Source organism: Streptomyces sp. Sge12 (assembly GCF_002080455.1).
Lineage (GTDB): Bacteria > Actinomycetota > Actinomycetes > Streptomycetales > Streptomycetaceae > Streptomyces.
The window spans coordinates 707319-728195 of the sequence record NZ_CP020555.1; the positions used below are offsets into that span (position 1 = coordinate 707319).

At 74.8% G+C, this 20877-nt stretch carries 15 protein-coding genes and 1 pseudogene; 7 read left to right on the forward strand and 9 right to left on the reverse strand.

The annotated features are described in order from the left end of the window. The first annotated feature begins 17 nt into the window (after positions 1 to 17). Positions 18 to 179 (forward strand): hypothetical protein, encoded by a 162-nt coding sequence (locus B6R96_RS38730; protein ID WP_335755565.1) that lies wholly within the window; start codon positions 18 to 20, stop codon positions 177 to 179. A gap of 36 nt (positions 180 to 215) precedes the next feature. Here B6R96_RS38730 and B6R96_RS03340 read toward each other — a convergent pair whose 3' ends face one another. Together B6R96_RS03340 and B6R96_RS03345 are read right to left on the reverse strand one after the other, a co-directional pair. Then, positions 216 to 923: a M24 family metallopeptidase gene (locus B6R96_RS03340; protein ID WP_081521498.1), complete on the reverse strand. Its 708-nt coding sequence runs from the start codon at positions 921 to 923 to the stop codon at positions 216 to 218. 279 nt (positions 924 to 1202) lie between these two features. After that, on the reverse strand, positions 1203 to 2696 hold the full coding sequence (locus tag B6R96_RS03345; RefSeq protein WP_081521499.1) for a hypothetical protein: 1494 nt from the start codon (positions 2694 to 2696) through the stop codon (positions 1203 to 1205). Between the two features lie 371 nt (positions 2697 to 3067). On the opposite strand from B6R96_RS03345, the gene B6R96_RS03350 reads away from it, so the two are divergent. Next, a complete protein-coding gene (locus tag B6R96_RS03350) occupies positions 3068 to 4546 on the forward strand; it encodes a glycoside hydrolase family 15 (protein WP_159396267.1) in 1479 nt (492 codons plus the stop codon). 21 nt (positions 4547 to 4567) lie between these two features. Here B6R96_RS03350 and B6R96_RS03355 read toward each other — a convergent pair whose 3' ends face one another. Together B6R96_RS03355 and B6R96_RS03360 are read right to left on the reverse strand one after the other, a co-directional pair. Further along, positions 4568 to 5014, reverse strand: coding sequence for a hypothetical protein (locus B6R96_RS03355; RefSeq protein WP_081521501.1), 447 nt, complete (start codon positions 5012 to 5014; stop codon positions 4568 to 4570). Positions 5015 to 5181: 167 nt separating this feature from the next. Next, entirely contained in the window at positions 5182 to 7332 is a 2151-nt protein-coding gene (locus B6R96_RS03360; protein ID WP_081521502.1) for a PIG-L family deacetylase, read from the reverse strand. Positions 7333 to 7869: 537 nt separating this feature from the next. On the opposite strand from B6R96_RS03360, the gene B6R96_RS03365 reads away from it, so the two are divergent. Both B6R96_RS03365 and B6R96_RS03370 read left to right on the forward strand, forming a co-directional pair. After that, positions 7870 to 8862 carry a hypothetical protein gene (locus tag B6R96_RS03365; RefSeq protein ID WP_107475665.1) on the forward strand — a complete coding sequence of 331 codons (993 nt, stop codon included), beginning with the start codon at positions 7870 to 7872 and terminating at the stop codon, positions 8860 to 8862. Between the two features lie 106 nt (positions 8863 to 8968). After that, positions 8969 to 9305, forward strand: a pseudogene (locus B6R96_RS03370) (GNAT family N-acetyltransferase); the annotation flags it as partial. Here B6R96_RS03370 and B6R96_RS03375 read toward each other — a convergent pair. Further along, positions 9254 to 9814: a hypothetical protein gene (locus B6R96_RS03375; protein WP_203351585.1), complete on the reverse strand. Its 561-nt coding sequence runs from the start codon at positions 9812 to 9814 to the stop codon at positions 9254 to 9256. The pseudogene B6R96_RS03370 and the gene B6R96_RS03375 sit on opposite strands and share 52 nt — an antisense overlap. A gap of 128 nt (positions 9815 to 9942) precedes the next feature. Continuing rightward, the gene (locus tag B6R96_RS03380) at positions 9943 to 10884 is read right to left on the reverse strand and encodes a nitrilase-related carbon-nitrogen hydrolase (RefSeq protein WP_237291303.1); all 942 of its coding nucleotides are present in this window, start codon (positions 10882 to 10884) and stop codon (positions 9943 to 9945) included. A 254-nt stretch (positions 10885 to 11138) separates the two neighbouring features. Between B6R96_RS03380 and B6R96_RS03385 the strand changes: the two genes are divergently transcribed. Together B6R96_RS03385 and B6R96_RS03390 are read left to right on the forward strand one after the other, a co-directional pair. Further along, entirely contained in the window at positions 11139 to 12206 is a 1068-nt protein-coding gene (locus B6R96_RS03385) for a LacI family DNA-binding transcriptional regulator (RefSeq protein WP_081524954.1), read from the forward strand. An 11-nt stretch (positions 12207 to 12217) separates the two neighbouring features. Beyond that, positions 12218 to 12715 carry an NUDIX hydrolase gene (locus B6R96_RS03390; RefSeq protein WP_237291304.1) on the forward strand — a complete coding sequence of 166 codons (498 nt, stop codon included), beginning with the start codon at positions 12218 to 12220 and terminating at the stop codon, positions 12713 to 12715. 12 nt (positions 12716 to 12727) lie between these two features. Here the strand turns inward: B6R96_RS03390 and B6R96_RS03395 are convergent, their stop codons facing one another. The 3 genes from B6R96_RS03395 to B6R96_RS03405 are packed head-to-tail and all read right to left on the reverse strand — an operon-like array spanning position 12728 to position 19877. Next, on the reverse strand, positions 12728 to 13687 hold the full coding sequence (locus tag B6R96_RS03395; protein WP_030389849.1) for an ABC transporter ATP-binding protein: 960 nt from the start codon (positions 13685 to 13687) through the stop codon (positions 12728 to 12730). Beyond that, entirely contained in the window at positions 13684 to 16608 is a 2925-nt protein-coding gene (locus B6R96_RS03400; RefSeq protein ID WP_081521506.1) for a hypothetical protein, read from the reverse strand. The genes B6R96_RS03395 and B6R96_RS03400 overlap by 4 nt, the downstream gene beginning before the upstream one ends. Further along, positions 16605 to 19877: an ABC transporter permease gene (locus tag B6R96_RS03405; protein WP_081521507.1), complete on the reverse strand. Its 3273-nt coding sequence runs from the start codon at positions 19875 to 19877 to the stop codon at positions 16605 to 16607. The genes B6R96_RS03400 and B6R96_RS03405 overlap by 4 nt, the downstream gene beginning before the upstream one ends. Before the next feature lie 196 nt (positions 19878 to 20073). Between B6R96_RS03405 and B6R96_RS03410 the strand changes: the two genes are divergently transcribed. Next, positions 20074 to 20820, forward strand: a complete 747-nt coding sequence (locus B6R96_RS03410) for an ABC transporter ATP-binding protein (protein WP_081521508.1) — start codon at positions 20074 to 20076, stop codon at positions 20818 to 20820. Positions 20821 to 20877 lie beyond the last annotated feature (57 nt).

Below are 20877 nucleotides of genomic sequence, written 5' to 3' on the forward strand. Positions count from 1 at the left end.
GGGCGCGCGCACTGGCCCTGCGCGCGTCCCTCCGGAGCTGGTGCGAGGCGAACCACATCGACTACCTCGACATGTGGGAGCCGCTGCGCGGGAACGGCGGGCTGCTCGTCGACGGGCTGCACCCCACCCCCGAGGGCCACCGGGAGCTCTACCGGCACCTCCGTGCCGTGAGCTGCTGAGCCACCCGCGGCCCCGGGCAGGCGCGTGCGGGATCGTCAGGCGAGGTCGAGGAGTTGCTCGTAGAATCCGCCGAAGCCCCGCCCGCGGTCCACGAGATGGAGTTCGAGGATCCAGTGGCAGGTCCGGCCGGCGCGGTCGGTGCCGCGCAGCGGGGTGTCGTTCTCGGGGGTGATGTAGGAGTCGGCCTTGGCGCCGTCGTTGGTCTCGTGGGGGAACTCGCCGACGAGGTGGCCGGCGTGCCAGATGCCGACGGTCCAGCCCGCCTCGGCGGCCAGCCGCTCGACCTCGGCGTACAGCTGCCGGCCGGTGATGCCGGGGTGGGCGGCGAAGTGGGCCCGTCCGGCGTCGAAGATGCGCGGCAGGTCCGCGAGCAGCCGGTGCTTGTGCGGGTCGTCGCCGAAGACGTAGGTGCGGCCGAAGTCCGCCTCGTACTCCTCGAAGATGGGGCCGAAGTCGGCGAAGGCGATGTCGTCGGGGGCGATGAGCCGGTCCGGCGGGGTCTCCCGGTACGGCAGCAGGGTGTTGGGGCCGGAGCGGATGATCCGCTTGTGCCAGTGCTTGGTGGTGCCGAACATCTCGTTGGCCAGATCGCGGATCAGGTCGCTGACCTCGCGCTCCCCGCGCCCCGGCACCACGAGCCCGCGCGCCTCCACTTCGGCGAACAGTGCGATGGCCTTCTCCTGCGCCGCCACCAGCCCGTGGACGCGCCGGTCCTCCGCAGCGTCCGTCGTCCCGACCGTCACGAGGGCATCCCTCCGTCGTAGGGGGCGCGGGGCCCGGTTCGGCCCGGGATGCGCCTCAGGGTGCCTCCGAGTATGCGCATGCCCCCGCGCCGGCGCATGCGCATTGTCGCCACCTCCAACATCACCTGCTCAAGAGCAGCGCATGGTTCGGCGGACCGCTAGCGGCGTTCGACGTGGAGGGGGACGCCGGCCGATCCCGGCGGCTGTTCCTGGCCGGCCGTCCACCCGCGGGCCGCGCCCCTGCTCGCCGAGGGGAACCCGCGCGCCGCGCGGTCCCGCTCAGAGGCGGTGGATCCGCTCGATGCCGTACCAGTCGGAGATGCAGGCCGCGACCCAGTCCCGCCGGTAGTCGGAGGTGTAGAAGGGCTCGGCCAGGTTTCCGATGTGCATGGGCCGGTAGCCGAGGTCGGTGGCACCGGCCGCGGCCTCGGTCCGGATGCGGGAGTTCTGGGCGTCCCAGGCCACCGCCCGGGTGACCGTGGCCGTCGTGAGCTGTTTGACGTTCGGGACGAGCACGGCGAGCGAGGCCAGCGCCAGGGCGGTCGCGGCCACGACGCCCGCCGGCACGGCCGCGGCCGCAGTGCCCCGGCGCGCCAGGAACCGCCGCGCCCACACGCCCAGCAGGACCCCGTAGGCGCACAGTGCGAGTTCCATCGGCACGAGGTAGTTCGTCCAGGTACGGGCGTACGTCCATCCGGTCGGTCCGTAGCCGCTGCGCAGGCCGAGCACCACCGCGAACGACCCCAGCACGACCACCGGCACCGGGAGCAGCAGCAGGGCGACGAGCATCCCCCGCGGGGCGGCGCGGCCCGCCTCCCGCTTCCCGGGCGCGGCCGCGCCGATCCCCGCCGCGAGGCCCAGCAGGATCCCGACGGCCGCGGCTCCGAGGTAGGCCCCCTGGCCGGTGACGGAGTCCCACATGCGCAGCCAGTCCTCGTAGGTGCCGCGGAGTTCGCCCGCGGAGAGCATGGACTCCCGGGCGGGCTGCTGGGCGCGGCGCCACCGGGCGCCGGGGGACGTGTAGAGCACGGTCAGACCGCAGACGAGCCCGGCGCACCACAGCAGGCACCAGGTGAACGGGTGCCAGGTCCGCGCCAGTTTGAAGGGGGGCAGGGTCAGCAGGGCGAGCACACCCGCGAGGAGTCCGCTGACGAGGGCGAAGGACTCGCTCAGGGTGCCGATCGCGAACCCGATGAGGAAGGCCGCGGCGAAACCGCACGCGCGTATGCCGGCCCGGGGTTGGCGGACGGTCCACACGGCCAGCAGGAGCGCCCACACCCCGATGACGCTCGGCAGGGTGTGGGAGATGGTGGCCGGCGCCCACAGCAGGACCTGGTAGGTGCGGGTTCCGCCGAAGTAGACGAGCGCCTGCACGGCCAGCGCGCCGGCGACGAGGAGCAGCACGCGGGGCGTGCGACCGAGTTGCCGGAAGAGCTGGATCCCGAGCAGGACCAGACCGGCGGTGAAGGCGACGACGATGACGGTCGGCAGGACCTTCACCCCGGCGAATCCGTCTCCGTAGACGATGCCGCTCAGGAAGGCGTTGGTGATCCGGCCGTTCTGGGTCGTGTAGAAGTCGTGCGTGATGCCGAGGACGCCCAGGTCGCGAGACTTCCAGGCGGCGCACCAGTCGTCCGAGGTGGGCCGTACGTAGAGCCCGAGGAAGCAGCCGACGGCGATCAGCGCCCCGGCCGCCGCCGCGAGGCAGCCGCCCGCGACCGGCAGGAGCCGGCGGTGCAGCCGGCGATCGCCCTCGGTCGAAGCTGTGCTCATTCACCCGTCCTTCGCAGCGAGGCGCGGCCGTTCCGGTCACCCCAATGTGCACGTCCGGCCGTCCGTCGGCATCCGCGCGGGCCCCGCCCGAACGGGTCCCCGGCGTCTCGGTCCCTGCGCCACCGGGGTGTTCGCCGCGGCCGGGGCCGTTGCTCCACTACTCCGTGCGGGAACGCGGGCTCGTGCCGCGGCCCCCGGGCCACCGGCGACCCGGTGGCCCGGTCACTCTCGGTCTCTCGGTCACCCGGTCACTCAGTCACTCGGTCACTCGGTCACTCGGGCGGCGGGCGTGTCATGGCGGGCTCCGCAGCGCTGTCCCACGATGGGAGCCCGGGGCCCGTGCGCGCGCAAGCCCGACAGAAGGAGTGGCGATGCCTGCTGCCCGGCTCGTGCGATGGGCGGCCGTCACGGCGTCCGTCGCGAGCGTCGCCCTCCCGGTGTGCGTCGCGGGCAGCCCGGTCGGCCGCCACGGGGACGCGGAGCGGCCGGTGTTCCTCGTCCGGCCCCTCGGACACCACAGCCTTGGCGAGGCGGAGGGGAACTACGCGCCGCTGTCGATGCTCGTCGCCCCCACCGTCGGCCTCCTGGCCAACGCCACCGCCGCCGAGGGGGTCCCGCCGGCCGTCGCCGAGGGCGCGCGGTACGTCGAGCGGAGCCACGTACTGCGGCTGCTCTCCGGCCGGTGGATGTACCTCCCCGCCGGCCGGACGGCGTCGACCGTGACGGCCCCGGAGGATCCGACCGCCCGGCTGCAGATCGCGGAGAGCCGTGCCTGGCTGGCCGCGGGCCGGGTACCGGGCCGCTCGCCCGGGCAGCGTGCGGCGGCCGAGCGCGCCCTGCTGGCCATGCGCGGACTGCTCCGGCCGAACGGGGCCGTGGCGGCGGGCTGGTCCCAGGGCTGGATGTACTCCTGGCCGCGCGACGCCAGCTTCGTCTCCGCGGCGTTCGCACACACCGGCCACGACGCCGAGGCCTACCGGATCCTGCGCCACAGCGCCGCGACCCAGCGCGCGGACGGCACCTGGGAGGCCCGGACGAAGCTCGACGGATCGGGCCCGCCGGACGCGCGGAAGTGGCAGCTCGACGCCAACGGCTGGGTCCCGTGGGCGACCTGGCAGTGGTACCGCACGGCGCCCGTCCCCACCCGCGGTGCCCGGCTGGCCGGCCTCTACCCGATGATCCGCAAGGCGGCCGACCGTGCCGCGGCCTCGCTGGGGGCCGACGGTCTGCCTCCGGCCTCCCCGGACTACTGGGAGATCACGACGACCACCACCAACATCGGTACGGCCGCGCCCCTGCTGGCCGGGCTCAACGCCGCCGCGGACCTCGCCCGCGAGCTGAACCGGCCGGGGGAAGCGGCCCGCTGGAGCCGCGCCGCCGGGCGCCTCTCGGCCGGGATCTCCAAGAGGTTCGCCCCGCTGGGCTACCAGCGCACGGTCGACGGACAGCACGGGCGGGACAGCGCGGTGGCCTTCATGGCGCCGCCCTTCAACACGGCCCCGGCCGATCTGCCCCGGGCGCTCGACAGCACGTACGCGGCGCTGCTCCTGCCGAGCGGCGGCCTCACCCCGGGCAACGATCCGACGGCACCCTGGGGCGAGTACGCCTGGACGCCCAGTACGGCGTTCTTCGCCCTCGCGTGGGCCGGCACGGGGCAGCCGGCGAAGGCCGGACGCGTACTGGACTGGGTCCTCTCCAAGCGGAACGCGCTCGGGGAGCTGCCCGAGAAGGTGAACCGGGCGGGCCTGCCCTCGTCGGTCGCACCGCTGGCCTGGACGGACTCGATCGTCGTCCTGTCCCTGGTGGCACTCGACGGCTGGCGGCTCCCCGCTCCGCCGTCGACGCCGTAGACACCCCCCAGGGGGCGTCCCTCAGACCGGATCCGTTCCGTCGCCCGGCGGCGGAGCGGTGCGCAGCCGCTCCAGCTCGGTGATCAGGCGCCGGTACGCGAGCTCTTCCGCCGCTACGGCGCGCCGGAAGGTGAGGTGGCGCGGCTCCTGCCGGGACCGGGCCTCGCGCGCGGCGGTGGAGCGCTGCTCCCTCGCCCGGTCCAGCTCGTTCATCGCGGCCACGGTGCGGACATCGAGCAGTTTGTGGTCCAGGACCTCGGCGAAGGCCCGCTCCGTCGGCGCGGTCAGCCCGTCGAGATGCTCCGCGCAGCCAGCCGCGGTCGCCGTGGGGCCGCAGCGCTCGTCGAGATCACGGGAGAGCGAGCTGAGGGTCGCGCCGAGCTCCGGGTACTCCCAGGCGGGCGCCGTGTCGTTGCGGCACCCGGCCGTGAGGGCGCCGAGGGCGGCCACGCAGGTCAGGGCGGCCACGGAACGGTTCCTTGTGGATCTCCCGCGCACGCAACGGCACGGAAGGCGGGGAAGGGTCATGGAAGCCCGATCGTCCGTCGACCCGGGTGCGTACGGCCCGGATCCGCGAGGTGGTCCGACCGCCATCCTCGCCTGCCCCAATCCGCCCTGCCACCGGGCGGCGCAGGTCACCGCGGGGGCTGGCCCCCGGCGACGGCCGAGCCGGGACGTCCGGCCTGGGCGAGCGTGCGGGGCTGGACGGCCCGGTGCCACGGGTCGGGGGTACGGGTGCCGAGCGGCACGGAGCCGCCCGCCGCACCGGTCGTGATGACGTGCAGATCGGCGTCCAGGCCGAGGGCCGCCGCGACGGCCGTTCCGGCCCCCTCGGCGACGCCCGCCGGGGCGCCCGTGTACAGCATCTGGGACTCCTGCCAGCCCTGCGGACCGCCGATCCCCGCCACGCCGACCGTCCCCGCGCCCGCGCGGCCCGCGAGCAGGTCGCCCGCGATGCCCACCGCTCCGTAGCCGCCCAGGCCGCCGGCCTCGGCGACCGGCGAGAACTCCGGCGCGGCCGCCCCGTCCGCGCGGGCCAGGCTCGTGGCGACGGTACCGAGGCCGGGCCGGCGGAAGAACAACCGGACGCCGTCACCCTCCGGACGCACCGAGAGCGCCCCCGTGCTCTGGGGCAGACCGGTCGCGAAGGGGCCGCCGTACGGGGCGCCCGGCGTCGGCCGGACCCACGCCAGCACGGAACCCGCCGTCGCCGCGTACACGTGGCGCCGGCCCGACGCGTCGGTCGCGGTGACCGGGTCGCCCTGGAGGCCCGCGCCGCCCAGGGCCTGCCACGCACCGAACGCTCCGCCCGGGGTCGCCTGCTCGCGGGCGCGAAGCGTACGCCGCGAGTCGCGTACGTACACCGTCATCCGGCCCTCCGGATCGACGGCGACGGACGGCCCGCTGATCGCCGAGGTAACGGACCGGTCGACGGTGTCCGGGGTGCCCAGCGACTGCCACGCGCCGAATCCGCCGTCGACCCCGCTCTGGACGGCGTACACGATCTCCCGGCCGTAGTCCTGGGGCGTGGCGCCCAGGGTGGTGCGGGTGGCGAACACCGCGATCCTGCCGTCCCAGAGCCGGACGGCCGAGGCTCCGGAGTCGATGCCGTCGCCGGTCAGGAACTCGGGGCCCTGCCAGGGGGCCTGCGGGCCGCTGCGCGACCAGTACGCCATCCGGCCGTCGAGGGCGGCGAAGGCCCACAGCCGTCCGGAGACCCCCTCGGTCATCCAGGAGGTGCCGTCGCCGCGGCTGTAGCGGATGGTCTGGCTCCAGCCGGCTCCGGCGGGCCGGGTCGCGGTCTTGCGGTCGCCGCAGCCGGCGGGGCTGCCGCACCAGTCCTGGTGGTCCATCCAGGCGTAGGTCTTGAGGTAGCCGAGCTTCTCCTCGGCCGTCTGCGGGTCGAGCGTCGGGGGGAGCGAGCTGTTCGGGTAGCTCACGTAGTTCTGCACCGAGAAGTGCGGCCGGTCCGCCGTCGTCGTCTTCGCGTAGCGCTCGACGGCAGCCTGCACGAAACGGGCCCCGTACATGTGGTCCTGGTGGTCGAGGAAGGCGCCGCCGCCCTCGGCCCGGCCGGGGGTCGGGTCCTGCGTGCGTATGGTCGTCGGCCGGTACGCCTCGAACACGCCCGCTATGGCCGCCACGGCCTGGTCCTTCGTGTACGCGAACGGGTCCTTGACGGGGGTTCCGGAGGTGAGCTGGGCGCCCAGGGCGGGTATGCGGCCGTCCCACAGGCCGCGCAGGCTGTCCGGGTTGTCCCCGGAGATGCTGCGGGCCTCGCGGAGCTCCATCCAGACGAGGTTGACCTGGGGCCGGGAGACCAGGACGTCCACCTCGGCGCTGCCGCCCCCGGCGGTGGGTACGGACTTGCGCTGCCAGGCGCTCGCGCGGTCCCCGGTGGCCATCTGCGCGTAGGCGGCGCGTATGCCGTTCTGCCGGGCCTCGGCGTAGGCGGCGCGGTCGGCGGGGCCGGCGGCGTCCTGCAGGTGCGGGCTGTGGGCCTCGTTGCGGCCGTCGGACTCGCCGGAGGTCAGATAGACGGTGGTGACCTTGATGCCCGTCGCTATGGAGCGGCTCAGGTCGGGGTTCATGAAGAACAGGTCGTCGTCGGGGTGCGCGACGACCTGGAGGGCGGAGCCCTCGGTCACGCTCGGGCTGAGCACCACCTCGGGGGCCGCCGGGTGCCGCTCGGTCCCCTGTCCGTAGGCCCAGGTCGTCACGCCGGCGACGCCGACGGAGAACGCGGCGAGCAGGGCCGCGAGTCGGGTGCGGCTGGCCAGGGACATGTACGGCGCCTCGGGGGTGGTCGGTCCGGTGCGGGAATTCCGCCAGGGGGTCAGTCGGTGCCCCGATGGCTCCACTGCTTCCGGAGACGACCGGGGCCGATTATGTCCCGCACGTTGACGGCTGACACACCATCAAGTCGCTTATGGCTGGAAGGCCAGTTGTGCTCTAAATGCACAGAGACTGCCCTATTTTTCGCGTTTGCTGGATACACCCGGCAATCCGGCCGGAATGGGCGTTTGCGCTGGCCACCGGCCGGTTCGGGCGACATCGACGGGTCGGCGGCCACGCCGGCCGCCGGCACCGCCACCCCCGCAAGTGGCGCATCGCACACCGCTCGAGATGACCTCGACGCCCCCGACCGGCCCGTCGCCGCCGGGAGGCGGCCGAAGGGGCAGGGGCGACGCCGGGGCGGCCGGACCGCCCCAGCCGTAGCATGGACTGAACAGCCCGAATGGGTGGATTCTCCTATTTCTCCGGATATCGGCATCCCACTCGGGTGGACCGAGTCGCGACCGGCGTGAGGACGATCGATGCCGATGAAGCGCACCAGCACCAGGGCCTGGCGCTCGCGCCGCCGCATCCCCGCGATCACCGCGGTCGCGGCGGCGACCGCCGGCTGTCTGCTGTCGGGGGCCTCCGATCCGGGCAGGCAGGCGGCCTCGTGCCCCACGGCCCCCGCCGACAGCTTCTGGCACGCACCCGTGGACGGCCTTCCCGTGCACCCGGGCTCCGACCGGTACGTCGCCTCGATCGGCGCCGCAGAGCCCCTCCACCCGGACTTCGGATCGGGGCTCGTGGAGGGGCAGCCCTTCGGCATCCCCATCACCGTCCCGGACACGACGGCGCCGGAGTCCGAGGTGACCTTCGACTACCCCGAGGAGAGCGACAGGTCCGGGTACCGGATCCCGCCGAACGCCAGGATCGAGAACGGCCCGGCGAGCGACGGGGACCGGCACGTCGTCGTATGGGACCGGGACCGGTGCACGTCCTACGAGCTCTTCGACGCCGAGCGGCAGGGCGGCAACGCCTGGCACGCCGGCTCGGGCGCCATCTTCGACCTGCGGTCGAACGCCCTGCGGCCCGACGGGTGGACCTCGGCCGACGCCGCGGGCCTGGCCATCCTCCCCGGCCTGGTGCGCTACGACGAGGCCGCCGACGGGCGGATCGACCACGCGATCCGCATCACCGTCCCCCGTTCCGACCAGAGCTACCTCTGGCCCGCACGGCACCAGGCGGGCGCGGCGGCGGACAGCTCGCTGCCCCCGATGGGGCTGCGGCTGCGTCTCAAGAGCTCGGTGGACACCTCGCAGCTGGCCCCGCAGGCCAGGGCGGTGGCCGAGGCCCTCAAGAAGTACGGGGCCATCGTCGCGGACAACGGATCGCCCTGGTACATCACCGGCGAGGAGAATCCCCGTTGGGACAACACCCAGCTCGACGGACTCAAGAACTTCAAGGGCTCGGACTTCGAGGCGGTCGACGCGTCCGGACTCCAGCAGTCACCGGACTCCGGAGCCGCCGCACCCCAGTGAGCCCCCGACCCGGCCCGACCGGTGCGGGCACGGCATCCCGGCCTGCGCTCACAGGGTGGGCGATGGAGGTACTGAGGGAACGGCTTCGCGCCGCCGTGTGATGATCGGCGTCAACCACCGGGTCAACGAGGGCGTCGGCACGTTGTGGCAGCTGGCGGTCCACCCCGCGTTGCAGTCGTGCGGGATCGGCACGTTCCTTGTCGAAGCCGCAGAACTGCGGATCAGGAACCGCGGCCTGCGGCAGGCCGAGCCGGCTGTGGAGGAAAGCAACCCCCCGGGCGCATGCGCTGTACCGGCGACTGGGCTACGCGGCGTGCGACCGCCGCCCGGAGTCTTGCGACGCCACTCAACGGCGCACCCGGACCAACGGTCCTGACCCGAACGAGACGGCCTATACGGGGCAGGGCCGGTACTCGAGGCTGAGTTCGCGGTCGACGGCATAGCTGGTGCGCATCGAGGCGGCCGTGACCTGCTGCCAGGAGCCGTACTTGACGTAGAGCTGGTCCGCGGTGGGGCCGAGCGGGTTGCCGTACTTGGCGATGTTCCGCTCCTCCAGGACGCGGACCTCCTGCGGGGTCATGCCCGCCCGGGTGATCTCCTTGGCCTGGTTGCGCATGTCGACCAATTCCCGGGCGATCTCCTCGTCCGTGGCCCCCGCCGCGCGCATGGCGGCTTCCGTACGGTGCATGTCCTCCAGGAGCCCGTGGTAGCGCATCCGGGTCCGCTGGGCCTCGACCTTCTCGTCCATCGGCAGGACGCGGATGCGGCAGACGACGGGGTCGGCGCTCGGGCACGGGTCGTCGGCGGGGACGGGGCGGGCGAGCGGCGCGGTGATGACCGATCCGCACGCCTCGGCCGCATCGGCCAACGAGGCCGAGGCGGTGGTCAGCAGGGCGACGGCGGCGACGACCGGGAGCAGGGCGCGGCGGGAGAAGGAGCGGGAGCGAGGCATGCCCCGCATCCTGGCGATGCCGGGGCGTCCTGACACGCGGACACCCCGGTGATCACTCCATCGGGGTCCGAAGGTCCCTCCCCGCCCCGCGCCCGGGGGGCCTTCGGACGTCTTGGGGGCGGCCGGTGCTAGGAGGCGTCGAGGCGTTCGGTGAGGCGGCCGTACAACTCGGGGCGGCGGGTGCGCATGAGGCCGAACTCCAGCCAGTCCCGGCGCTGGTCGAGGTCGAGGTCGGCGACGAGCACGGCCTCACGGTCGCGCGGAGCCCGCAGCATGACGCGGCCGTACGGGTCGGAGATGAAGGAGGAGCCGTAGAAGGTGGAACGGCCCTCGGTGCCGACACGGTTGGGCACGATCATGAAGAGGGCGTTGGCCAGGCCGTTGGCGCTGATGGCGTGCTCCCACATGGGCCGGGTGTCGAAGTCCGGCAGGTCCACCTCGGAGCCGATGGCGGTGGGGTGGACGAGGATCTCGGCGCCGGCCAGCGCATAGGCGCGCGCCAGCTCGGGGAACCACTCGTCCCAGCACGTGGGGAAGCCGAAGCGGGCCCCCTCGTGGGCGACGACGGGGAAGCCGCTGTCGCCGGGGCGGAAGCACAGGTCCTCGCGGTAGCCGGGGAAGGCGGGGATGTGGTTCTTGCGGGTCCGGGCGATGAGCTTGCCGTCGGAGTCCACGCACACGGCGGTGTTGTAGCCGAGGCCGCCGTCCTCGGCGCGTTCGTAGAGGGAGGCGTGGACGGTGATGCCGAGCTCGGTGGCGAGTTCCGCCGCGAGAGCGACGGTGGGGCCGCTCCCCACGTCCTCCAGGTGGCGGGCGGCGCCGTCGGCCATGGGGTCGTCGGTGTTGCAGAAGTAGGGGCTGCGGGTCAGCTCGGGGAGGCAGACGACGGTGGCGCCCTGCCCGGCGGCGAGGGCGACGCCCTCCCGGAGCCGGTTGTCGTGCTCGGCGGGGTCGGCGTACCAGCGCATCTGGACGAGGCCGACGCGCAGGGGCTCGCGTTCGCCGGGCTGAGTGCGGCCCGGGGAGCCGAGCGGTGATCCGAAGGAGGTGAGGAGCGCGTACGAGGTCACGGGCGGGCCGCTTTCGGGAGTCGGAGGGGAGGAGGGGGAGGAGGGGAGGAGGAGGGGGAGCCGGGCGGAAGCTGGGGCGGCGGGTTCGGTGGCCGCACCGCCCCGCTCCATGTGCTGACTGAATTTTCAGTCAGCATGCGGGATGACGAAAGGATCAGTCAAGGGGGCTCTGCCGGAACGTTCCGGCAGGACAGGAATGTAGACCTTGCCGGAACGTTCCGGCAAGGTCGGGGCGACCGTCTAGAATGCGGCGCGTGACCCCGCCTGCCGTGACCCTGCTCGACGTCGCCCGCGCCGCCGGCGTCTCCAAGAGCACCGTCTCCGACGCGCTCCAGGGCTCCGGGCGGGTCGCGGAAGCGACCCGGGACCGGGTCCGCGAGATCGCGCAGGAGCTGGGCTACCGGCCCAACAGCGCCGCCCGCCGGCTGCGCCGCGCCAGCACCGGAGCCATCGGCCTGCACCTGCCGCAGACCGCGACCCGGCTGGACTACTACATGAACCTGGCCTTCGGGGCCGTCGAGCGCGCCCAGGAGGGCGGTCTGGACGTGGTCCTGCTCGCCCCCGCCGGCGCCGCATCGGGACCGCTCGCCTCGCGCGTCGACGGGTTGCTCGTGATCGACCCGGAGGTCGGCGACAGCGCGGTCCCCGGGCTGCTCGAGGCGGGCGTCCCGGTGGTCACCGGTGAGCGCTACCTCGGCCCCTCCCCCGCCCCCGCCGGCGCGGTCGTCTGCGACAACGCCGCCTCGCTGACCGCCCTCCTGGACCACGTCCGCGACCGCGGCGCCCGCCGCCCCGCCCTCCTGGCCCCCGAGGGCGCCTCCGCCTGGGCGGCGGCCCTGCGCGGGACGGCGGCCGCCTGGGGGGCCTCGTACGGAACCGAAGTCGCCCTGCGCACGGTGCCGTTCGCGGCGACCGCCGCCGACGCGGAGCACGCCACCCGCCGATTGCTGTCGGCCGACCCCGGAATCGACGCCGTGCTCTGCGCGCCCGACGGTGCGGCCCCCGGAGCCCTGCGCGCCGCGGCCGCCCTCGGCCGTACGGTCGGCGTCGACCTGCTGGTCGCGTCGTGCGTCGACGGCGTCGCGAACCGGGGCGCGAACCCGCCCGTGACGGCGGTCGACCTGCGCCCCGCAGCGTACGGGCGGGCCTGCGCGGAACTGCTCTGCGACATCCTCGCCGGCCGCGCGGAGCCCGACACCGTCCGGCACCACACCTGGGCCCTCGAAACCCGGCCGTCCACCACCGGTGTCCACCGCGAGCCCAGCGGACCCGGCGGACCCGGCGGACCCCGCGGACCCGGCCAACCCCCGAACAAGTCCTAGGCTTGCCGACCGTGCCGATCCCTCAGCCGCCGTTCACCGTGGACCCCCGCATCGTGCTGCCCGTTCCCGCACCCGGCGAGGTCTGGACCGTCGGCGCCGTCATCCTCAACGCCGACGGCAAGGCCTTCGCCCAGAAGCGGAGTCCGAACCGCCGCCTCTTTCCCGACTCCTGGGACATCGTGGGCGGCCATGTCGAGGCCGGCGAGACGCTCCTGGAGGCGCTCGCGCGAGAGGTCGAGGAGGAGACCGGCTGGCGCCTGCGCCACGTGCGGCGCTCCCTCGGCACCACCACCTGGACGGGGGACGACGGCGCCGGACTCCGCCACGAGGCCGACTACCTCGTCGAGGTCGAGGGCGACTTGGGCCGTCCCGCGCTGGAACGGTCCAAGCACTCGGACCACGGCTGGTTCGGCCCCGAGGACCTCGACCGCCTCAAGGAGAACCGGCGGCCCGGGGAGTTCCTGATCCACGACCTGATCGCACGGGCCGTCCGCCGCCGTCCGCAATGATCCGGAGGCGGCCTACTGGCTCCGGTCCGGGCGCAGTTCGATGTGGTCCGGGGCCAGGTCGACCGCCACGCGGTGCTCCATGCCCAGGGCCTCGAGGAACTTCGGCGGGAGCTGGACGCGCCCCGAGCGGTCCAGGACGACGTACTCCCGTTCGCTGATCGATTCCTCGCCGTGTTCGTCGGTGACGAGCCGGCGCAGGACCTCGCTGCTGGTACGGCCGTCGCGGATGGCGACGGTGCGGCGGACCTCCCCCGCCACCATCGGGTCGTGCGTCACGATGACCACGGTCACGCCGAGTTCCTTGTTCACCGTGCGGAAGGTCTCGAAGACCGCCGCGGCCGTCTCCGAGTCCAGTTCGCCGGTGGGTTCGTCGGCGAGCAGCACCTTGGGGTCGTTCGCCATGGCCACGGCGATCGCGACGCGCTGCTGCTGGCCGCCGGACAGTTCCGCCGGCCGCCGGTGGGCGAGGTCGCCGATCCCCAGGGCTTCCAGGATCTCCGCGACCCGGGCGGCCCGGCGGGCGCCCGCGCCGCGGCGGGGCCGCTCGCCCTTCAACTGCATCGGCAGGGCCACGTTCTGGGCGGCCGTCAGGAAGGGCAGCAGGTTGCGTGCCGTCTGCTGGAAGACGAAGCCGACCGCCTCGCGCCGGTAGCGCAGCCGGTCCCGCGCCGACAGTTCCAGCAGGTCGTAGCCGGCGACCGCCGCGCTGCCCGCCGTCGGGACGTCCAGGCCCGCCAGGATGTTCAGCAGGGTGGACTTGCCGCTGCCGGAGGCGCCGACGAGGGCCATCAGGTCGCCCTGGTCGACCGTCAGCTCCAGCCCCTGGAGGGCCTGCACCTCGATGCCGTCCTGGCTGAAGATGCGGACCAGGCGGTCGCAGGCGATCGCCGCGTCGGCCGCCGGGGTGCGGGGCTCCGCGGCGGCCGTCGCACGGCGGCGGAGCTCCTCGTACGTCGGCTGGTCGGTGTTCAACGCTGGTCTCCCGCTCTCAACTCGGTGGTGATCTGCCGTCGCCCGGATGTCGCCGCCTCGACGAACACGGCCGCGGCGACCAGGGCGGCCAGGCCCAGGGCCTGGGTCAGCACGGGCCCCGCCGTGAGCCGTACTCCGTTCGGCACCTGCGCGCCGACCAGCGTGGACAGGTCCATCGCCGGACCCAGCAGGGCCACCGCGGCCGCCGCCACCAGCGCTCCGCCCAGTGTCGCGGCCAGGGTCTGCGGCAGGGTTTCGGCGAGGATCAGCGCCACGCCCTGCCTGCGGCGCAGCCCCATGGTGCGCAGCCGGGCCAGGAGTGCCGCGCGTTCCGGGACGGTCCGCATGAGCGTCAGGAGTACGGCGAGCAGGGCGAAGCCCGCCGCCCCGGCCACGGCGGCCCAGAAGAGGCGCTGTGCCGAGCGCTGGAGCGGGTCGGCACCGAGCTCGGTGACCGCCTCGGCGCTGGTGCTGACGGGGTACACCTCGTCGGCCGGGAGCGGGGCCGGGCCCGCGGCGGAACCGGAGCCGGGGATGGGGGCCGGGGGCGGGGCGGGGGTCGCGGACGCCGCCGGGAGCTTGGAGCGGACCAGGGCGCGCAGCCGGTCCCCGTCGACGGGGCCGAGGCCGAACCACCGGTTGGGGCGGTCGGCGCCGCCCATGAGGGCGGTCGTCGCGGCGTCCGCCGGCAGGATCACGGTCGCGGCGTCCCGGGCCGGACGGGCCGGGGTGCAGTCGATCACGCCCACGACCTGTGCCCGGAGCTGGCCGCCCTCGCCGGGCAGCACCGTGTACGTGCCGCCCTGTACGGCCTGCCCGGCGAGGCCCGCGCTGAACAGGGCGGGCACCGGGGCGTCTGCGGTCCGGGTGCCTCCGGTGGCCAGCAGGGCGGGGTCGAAGGAGCCGCAGCCGAGGACCCGGGACAGCTCCGCGTACGCGCCCGGTTCGGCGAGGACGACGGTGACCTGGCTGGACCGCTGGGTGGTGCCGAGGACGGACGAGTCGTGGTCGATCCACACCGGTACGGAGGTCCGTACGCCTGGCAGCTCGCCCGCGGCCTTCGCGAGCCCCTGCGGGAGCGGGGACTTCCCGTAGGCGGAGATCGCCGCGTCGGCCCCGACGGTCAGCCGGGCCACTCCCAGCCGGGAGGAGTCCACGGACTCCAGGACGGCGGCTCCGAATCCCCCGGTGGTGATGGCGAGGAGCAGCGCGACCATCGGCAGGACGGAGGGGCCGGTACGGCCGCGGGCGTGGGTGCCGGTCGATGCCGGGCCGCGGGCGGCCCGTGCGAGTCCCAGGAAGCCGACCAGTCCGGAGCGGCGGCCGGCGGCGCGGGCGAGCCAGCCGGTCACTACGGGCTGGATCCGGGCGAGCAGCAGTCCCCCGCACAGGGCGAGCAGCAGGGGGGACGCGATCAGCAGCGGGTCGAGGTCGCTGCCGGGCGGGGCGACGCCGCGGCGGCGGACCTCCAGTACGGCGGCGGCGGTGGCGGCGAGGACGAGCAGTTCGGCCACGGGCCTGCGCCAGCGCCCGGCCGGGCGGGCCGGGGACAGCAGTACGGCCGCCCGTACGGGGAAGGCCAGCAGTGCGAGCAGGGCGACGGCCGAGGCCGCGAGCAGGGCGGGGGCGAGCCGGGGTGTGGGCAGCAGCAGGACGGCGAGCGCGGTGGCGGCCGCGGCTGCCGGGAGCACGGTGACGGCGCCCTCGCCGAGGAGGCGGCCGACGATGGCGGCGCGTGAGCCGCCGCGGGCGAGCAGCAGCCGCAGTTCGGCGTCGCGGCGGTCGGCGGCGAGTGCGCCGGCCAGGCACAGGACGACGAAGGCGACGCCGCCGACCCCGGCGGGTCCGATGGCGGCGAGCGGTGCGGCGGCCTGGGTGCGGACGCGGGCCTGTTCGAACAGCTCGGGCAGCCACGAGGTGGTGTGGAGCCGGGTACGGCCGGTCTCGCGGACGAGGGCGGCGGCGGTGGGCCCGGCGATGTAGGAGGCGACCTCCTTGCGCGTGGTGTCGAGCCGGTCGGCCCGCAGCCGGCCGACGTCCACCGGAAGCCGCCAGAAGTCCTCGGCGGTGCGGCTCCAGGTGCTCATCCGGTCGAGGTCCCCGGTTCCGACGAGGGCGTCGACGTGCCAGGAGAGGCTCTCCCCGCTGTAGTGCTCGCAGGCGCGGGCGATGCATCCGAGGTTGTCCACCCAGAAGTCGTCGCTCTCGTCGAGGACCGTGAAGAGGCCGACGACCTCGACGGACGGTGTGCCGTCGACGCGGGGCGCGGTGGTCAGTACGGATCCGACGCGGGCGCCGAGGGTCGCGGCGGCCTTCTGCGAGAGGGCCACGTGCAGGGGAGCCGTGGCCCCGGTGGCGCCCGGGGGCGGGGTCGTGGGTGTGCTGTCCGGCCAGCGCCCCTCGGCGAGCCTGACGTGCGATTCGGCCTGGCGGACGTGCAGGAGGTCCATGGCGGGCGGGATGCCGGACGGGCGGGACAGTTCCGGGTTCTCCAGCGGCTGCCGCTTGGTGGTGCGCGTGCCGTGGACGGTCTCGTCTGGGTCCACGCGGAAGGTGGAGCCGGGCCCCGTGGGGGTGAGGAGCTTCTCCAGGGTGGCGTCCAGGGCCTGGGCGTTCTGTCCGGTCTCGGGAGCGGGTGCGGTCACCTGGAGGCTGGTCTTCGTCGAGCCGCTGCGTTCCAGGAAGGATCGCAGGGCCTGGTCGGCGCCCCGGTCCTGGGCCCTCGGCAGCGCGGCGGCGAGCAGGACGGCCACGAAGGCCAGCGCGGCGCCGAGCACGGTGCCCAGCGGCGCCGCGCGCAGCCGGGTCCGGACCCAGGGCGCGGGCCGCGGTGCGGCGACCGGCGGGGCGGCGGCCGACGACGGCGGGCCGACGCGCGGCGGGCCGACGGGCGGCGGGCCGGCGGGCGGCGGGGTCGTCACATCTCCTCCACGGGACGCAGCCGGGCGGCGATGTCGCGGCCCCGGGGGCCGCTGAGCGCGGCCGAGAGCAGGGGAACGGCTGCGATGGCGGCGACCGTCAGCACGGTCTGCCAGAACGGCATGTCCACCTGTACGGGCGGGAAGGGCCGCCCGGCGGCGGGGGTCAGGATGACCAGAGGCGCCATCAGATGGATGAGGGCGATCCCCAGCCCGGTGCCGACCGCGGTCCCGATGGCGATCAGCACCCCGCCCTCGGCGGCGGACGCCAGGGCCAGCGAGCGGCGCGGCGTGCCGAGGGCGAGCAGGACCGAGAACTCCCGGCCGCGCACCCGCCGTTCGGCGGCGGTGGAGGTCGCGAAGCCGATGGCCGCCAGGACGGCGCAGGCGGCGGCGAGGGCGGCCAGCGCGCTCTGCGGGCCGGCGCTCAGCGGGTCGTCGAGCAGCCGCTCGGTGATCTCCTCGCGCAGTTGCACCCGTTCGATACGGGCGCCTTCGCGCAGCCGGTCCGCGGCGCGGGCCGGTACCGGGTCGGCGGCCGAGGCCGCGGGCAGCCACCATTCGGTGGGCGAGGCGGGCTGCCGGCCGGTGGACTCCAGCAGGAACCGGCCGAGTACGTGCAGGTCGACGGCGAGCGCCGAGCGGCCGGCCACGGGGAGGGAGTCCACGGAGGCGGTGATCCGCATCGGGACGTCGGTGCCGTCCAGCGTGACGGGAACCGTATCACCCACGGAGGCGCCCAGGGAGCGCAGGTAGCGGGTGGTGGCGACGGCCGGGACGGTGGCGGCGGGCGGCGCGGCCGGCGCCGGGAACAGCACGGTGTTGACGCCCTGCAAGGTGCCGAAGCCGCCCCAGTAGCGCAGGCGCAGCACGTCGGTGGAGCCGGCCGGGACCGGGGTCGGTTCGGGGGCGCGGGGGGAGCCCGGCCCCTGGAGGGGCGAGGAGCTCCAGCCGCCGGCGGCCGCGGGTGCGGCGACGTTCGCGGCCGCGCCGTCCGCGGTGTCGGAGACGGCGATCCCGCGCAGGGTCAGTTGGCTGCCGTCGCCCGGGTGGTCGCCGTCCCCGGCGTACGAGAGGCGCACTCCCGCCAGGGTCAGCGGGGTGGCGGCGGATCCGACGGGGGCGCCGGTGAGCGCGTCCAGGAGGAAGGGCAGGGTGGTGTTGCCGGTTGCGGGCAGGGTGACCGAGGCCGTCCCGTAGGTGGCCCCGAACCGGTCGCGCAGCAGCAGGCTGACGGCCGCCCAACTGATGCCGGAGGACCGTACGGACACGGCGAGGTCGATGCGGCGCGGTGAACCGGGCAGGGCGACGCCGGGGCCGGCGGGGGCGCTGTCCGTACCCGCGGCGAGCGGTGTGAAGAGCTCGCGCATCGTGTGCCCTTCGCGCAGGTCCGCGCGCAGGGGCACCCGTTCGCCCACTTCGGCGGCGTCCAGCGCGACGATGTCGGCGGAGTGGCCGTCCGGCAGCTTCTGCTCGCGGCGGACCACCGGGACGAGGCGGTCGCCGCCGGGCAGGGCCGCGTAGCGTCCGCCCTGGCCCATCGGGGACATGCTGCTGCCGGAGATCCGCAGGCCGCCCGCGGTCGCGAAGTCGGCCTGGTCGCGCTGGGAGGCGGACCAGGCGGCGTGCTGGCCGAGGGCCAGGATCCCGCTGGAGACGGCGAGTACGAGCAGCAGCACGGGCCCGGTGGCCCGGCCGGGCCGTCGGGCGAGCTGCCAGCCGAACAGGGCGGGGGCCAGGCTCCGGCCGCGCGCCGCCAGCCGTCCTCCGGCCCGCGCGGCGAAGGGCAGCAGGCGCAGGACCAGCAGGGTGCCCGCGCACAGGGCCAGCGCCGGGGCGACGACCAGGACCGGGTCGACGCCGAGGCCGGAGTCGTCGGGTGCGGGGGTGTCCGTACCGCCGTACTGCGTCAGCTGCTGGTAGCCGAGGACGGCGAGGACGACGACGGCCAGGTCGACGCCGGAGCGGGCGGCGCCGGTCACCAGGGCCTGCCGGCTGCCGACGCGGCGCAGTACGGCGGCGGAGGCGCCGCGCAGGACGGAGGGCAGGGTGGTCAGCAGCACGCAGGCCAGGGCGCAGCCGATGGCGACCGGCCAGACCAGCCAGGTGTCCGGTATCTCCAGGTGGACGCGTCCGAGCGGGCCGAACCGGCCGAACAGCCGCAGCAGGGGCGGGGTGAGCAGCGGGGCCAGCACGGCGGCGGGCAGGGCGAGCAGCAGTGACTCGGTCGCGGTCAGCGCGCCGAGGCGGCGGCGGGAGGCGCCGCGCGCGGTGAGCAGGACCCGTTCCGGTTCCTGCCGGACGGTCAGGATGTGGGCGACGAGCAGCAGGGCGGCCGTGGACAGGACGGCGAGCTGGAGGGCGCCCATCAGCAGGGTGGAGCGGGCGACGACCGTACCGGCGCGCAGTTCGGCCAGCAGTGCGGGCAGTTCGGTGGCGGTCCGCAGGGATGTGGTGCGTTCCAGAGCGGTGCCGGCGGGTTCGGTCGCGGCCCGGACGGCCTCCGCCTCGTCGGCGCCGACCGTGCGCAGGTCCGGGGTCAGCAGTGTGAGGCGGTGGTTCTGCAGGAGGCCGCCCGTGGTGAAGGCGGTGTCGTCCACCAGGAGCGGGCCGTAGATGGCGAAGGTGTCGGCCTGGACCTCACGGCCTCCGAGCGGGTCGAGCCGCCAGTACGCGGCGTCCGGGTCGGCGGCCCGGTACACGCCGGTGACCAGCACGGTCAGCGGCGGCCCGCCGAACCGGTCGTCGAGGCGGACCGGTGCGGGCAGGGCGGATTCGGCGAGGCCGAGCCGGGTGAGCGCCGCGCGCGGCACGGCCACTTGGGTCGGTGCCGCGGGGGCGCCGGTGCCGGTGGGTGCGGCGACCGGTCCGGGCCACTGGCCGGCGAGCAGTTGTACGTGGTCCCGGGCGAAGGCGGCGAGTACGGTCAGGTCGGCATCGCGCCCGGAGCCGGCGGCGCCGGGCAGTCCGTAGGACCGGCTGCGGGCCACGTTCTCGGAGGCCACCGGCAGCCGGCCGAACACCTCGTCGGCGTAGGTCCGTACGGCCTCGTCGTCCTTGGCGCGGGAGGAGGCGGGATGGCCGCTGGTGATCACGACCGTGGTCCGGGGCTGTTCGGTGCCGGTGAGGGCCCGCCGGAGCCCCTCCTCGCCCACGCCCCGGGTGAATGCCGTGAGCGCGGTCAGTGTGGTCGCGGTGATCAGTACGGTGAGCAGTACGGCGACGGCGAGCGGCCATCGCCCGCGCAGTCGGCGCACGACGAAGCCGAGCACGTCTTGAATTCCTCCCCCGTCCGGACCCTCGGTACCGGATAGCGGACGATGTTTTCAGAAATGAGCGATCGAGGGAAGGGGCTTGCGTGATTGGTGCGACAGATGCGCAAATGCGATCAGAAAGTTGCAACGGCAGGGTGTGCCGGACGAGGGGCCGGGCGCCCCACATCGACAACGCGACGGGGGAACACACGCGATGAGGGACCACCAGGATCAGGAACCGGCCACGCTCGCGACGGCAGTCCGGGAGGGCGGCGGCTCGCCGATCGTGGTGGTGGACGACGTGCACCACAGCTTCGGCAGCGGGCCGCAGGCCGTCCACGCCCTGCGCGGCGTGTCCTTCGAGGTCCGCCGCGGCGAGCTCACCGCCCTCCGGGGCCGGTCGGGCTCCGGCAAGACCACCCTGCTGAACCTCGTCGGTGGCCTCGACACCCCGACCGGCGGCCGGATCACCCTCGACGGCACCGACCTGGCCGACCTCGACGAGCCGGGCCTGCTCGCCCTGCGCCGCGACCGCATCGGCTTCGTCTTCCAGTCCTTCGGCCTGATACCCGTGCTCACCGCCGCCGAGAACGTCGGCGTGCCGATGCGGCTGCGCCGCGTCCCCGCCAGGATCCGCGAGGAGCGCGCCCGGACCCTGCTCGCCCTGGTCGGGCTCGCGGACCACGCCGACCAGCGCCCCGGTGAGCTCTCCGGCGGCCAGCAGCAGCGCGTCGCGGTGGCCCGGGCCCTCGCCAACGACCCCGACCTGATCATCGCGGACGAGCCCACGGGCCAGCTGGACTCGGAGACCGGCCGCTCGGTCATGGAACTGCTGCGCGCGGTGGTGCGCAGCGAGGCGGTCACCATCCTGGTCGCCACCCACGACCCGAACCTGATCGAACTCGCCGACCGGGTCGTGGAGCTGCGCGACGGCCGCATCGTCGACACCCCCGACGCGTGAGGGCGCGCGGGCACGACGGCACGAGGGCATGAGGTCATGAGGGCGTGAGCCGGCGGC

Excerpts from the sequence above, each read along its gene's own strand:
- B6R96_RS03345 (WP_081521499.1), bottom strand. The coding sequence starts at position 2,696 with ATGAGCACAGCTTCGACCGAGGGCGATCGCCGGCTGCACCGCCGGCTC.
- B6R96_RS03350 (WP_159396267.1), top strand. The coding sequence starts at position 3,068 with ATGCCTGCTGCCCGGCTCGTGCGATGGGCGGCCGTCACGGCGTCCGTC.
- B6R96_RS03360 (WP_081521502.1), bottom strand. The coding sequence starts at position 7,332 with ATGTCCCTGGCCAGCCGCACCCGACTCGCGGCCCTGCTCGCCGCGTTC.
- B6R96_RS03365 (WP_107475665.1), top strand. The coding sequence starts at position 7,870 with ATGAAGCGCACCAGCACCAGGGCCTGGCGCTCGCGCCGCCGCATCCCC.
- B6R96_RS03375 (WP_203351585.1), bottom strand. The coding sequence starts at position 9,814 with ATGCCTCGCTCCCGCTCCTTCTCCCGCCGCGCCCTGCTCCCGGTCGTC.
- B6R96_RS03410 (WP_081521508.1), top strand. The coding sequence starts at position 20,074 with ATGAGGGACCACCAGGATCAGGAACCGGCCACGCTCGCGACGGCAGTC.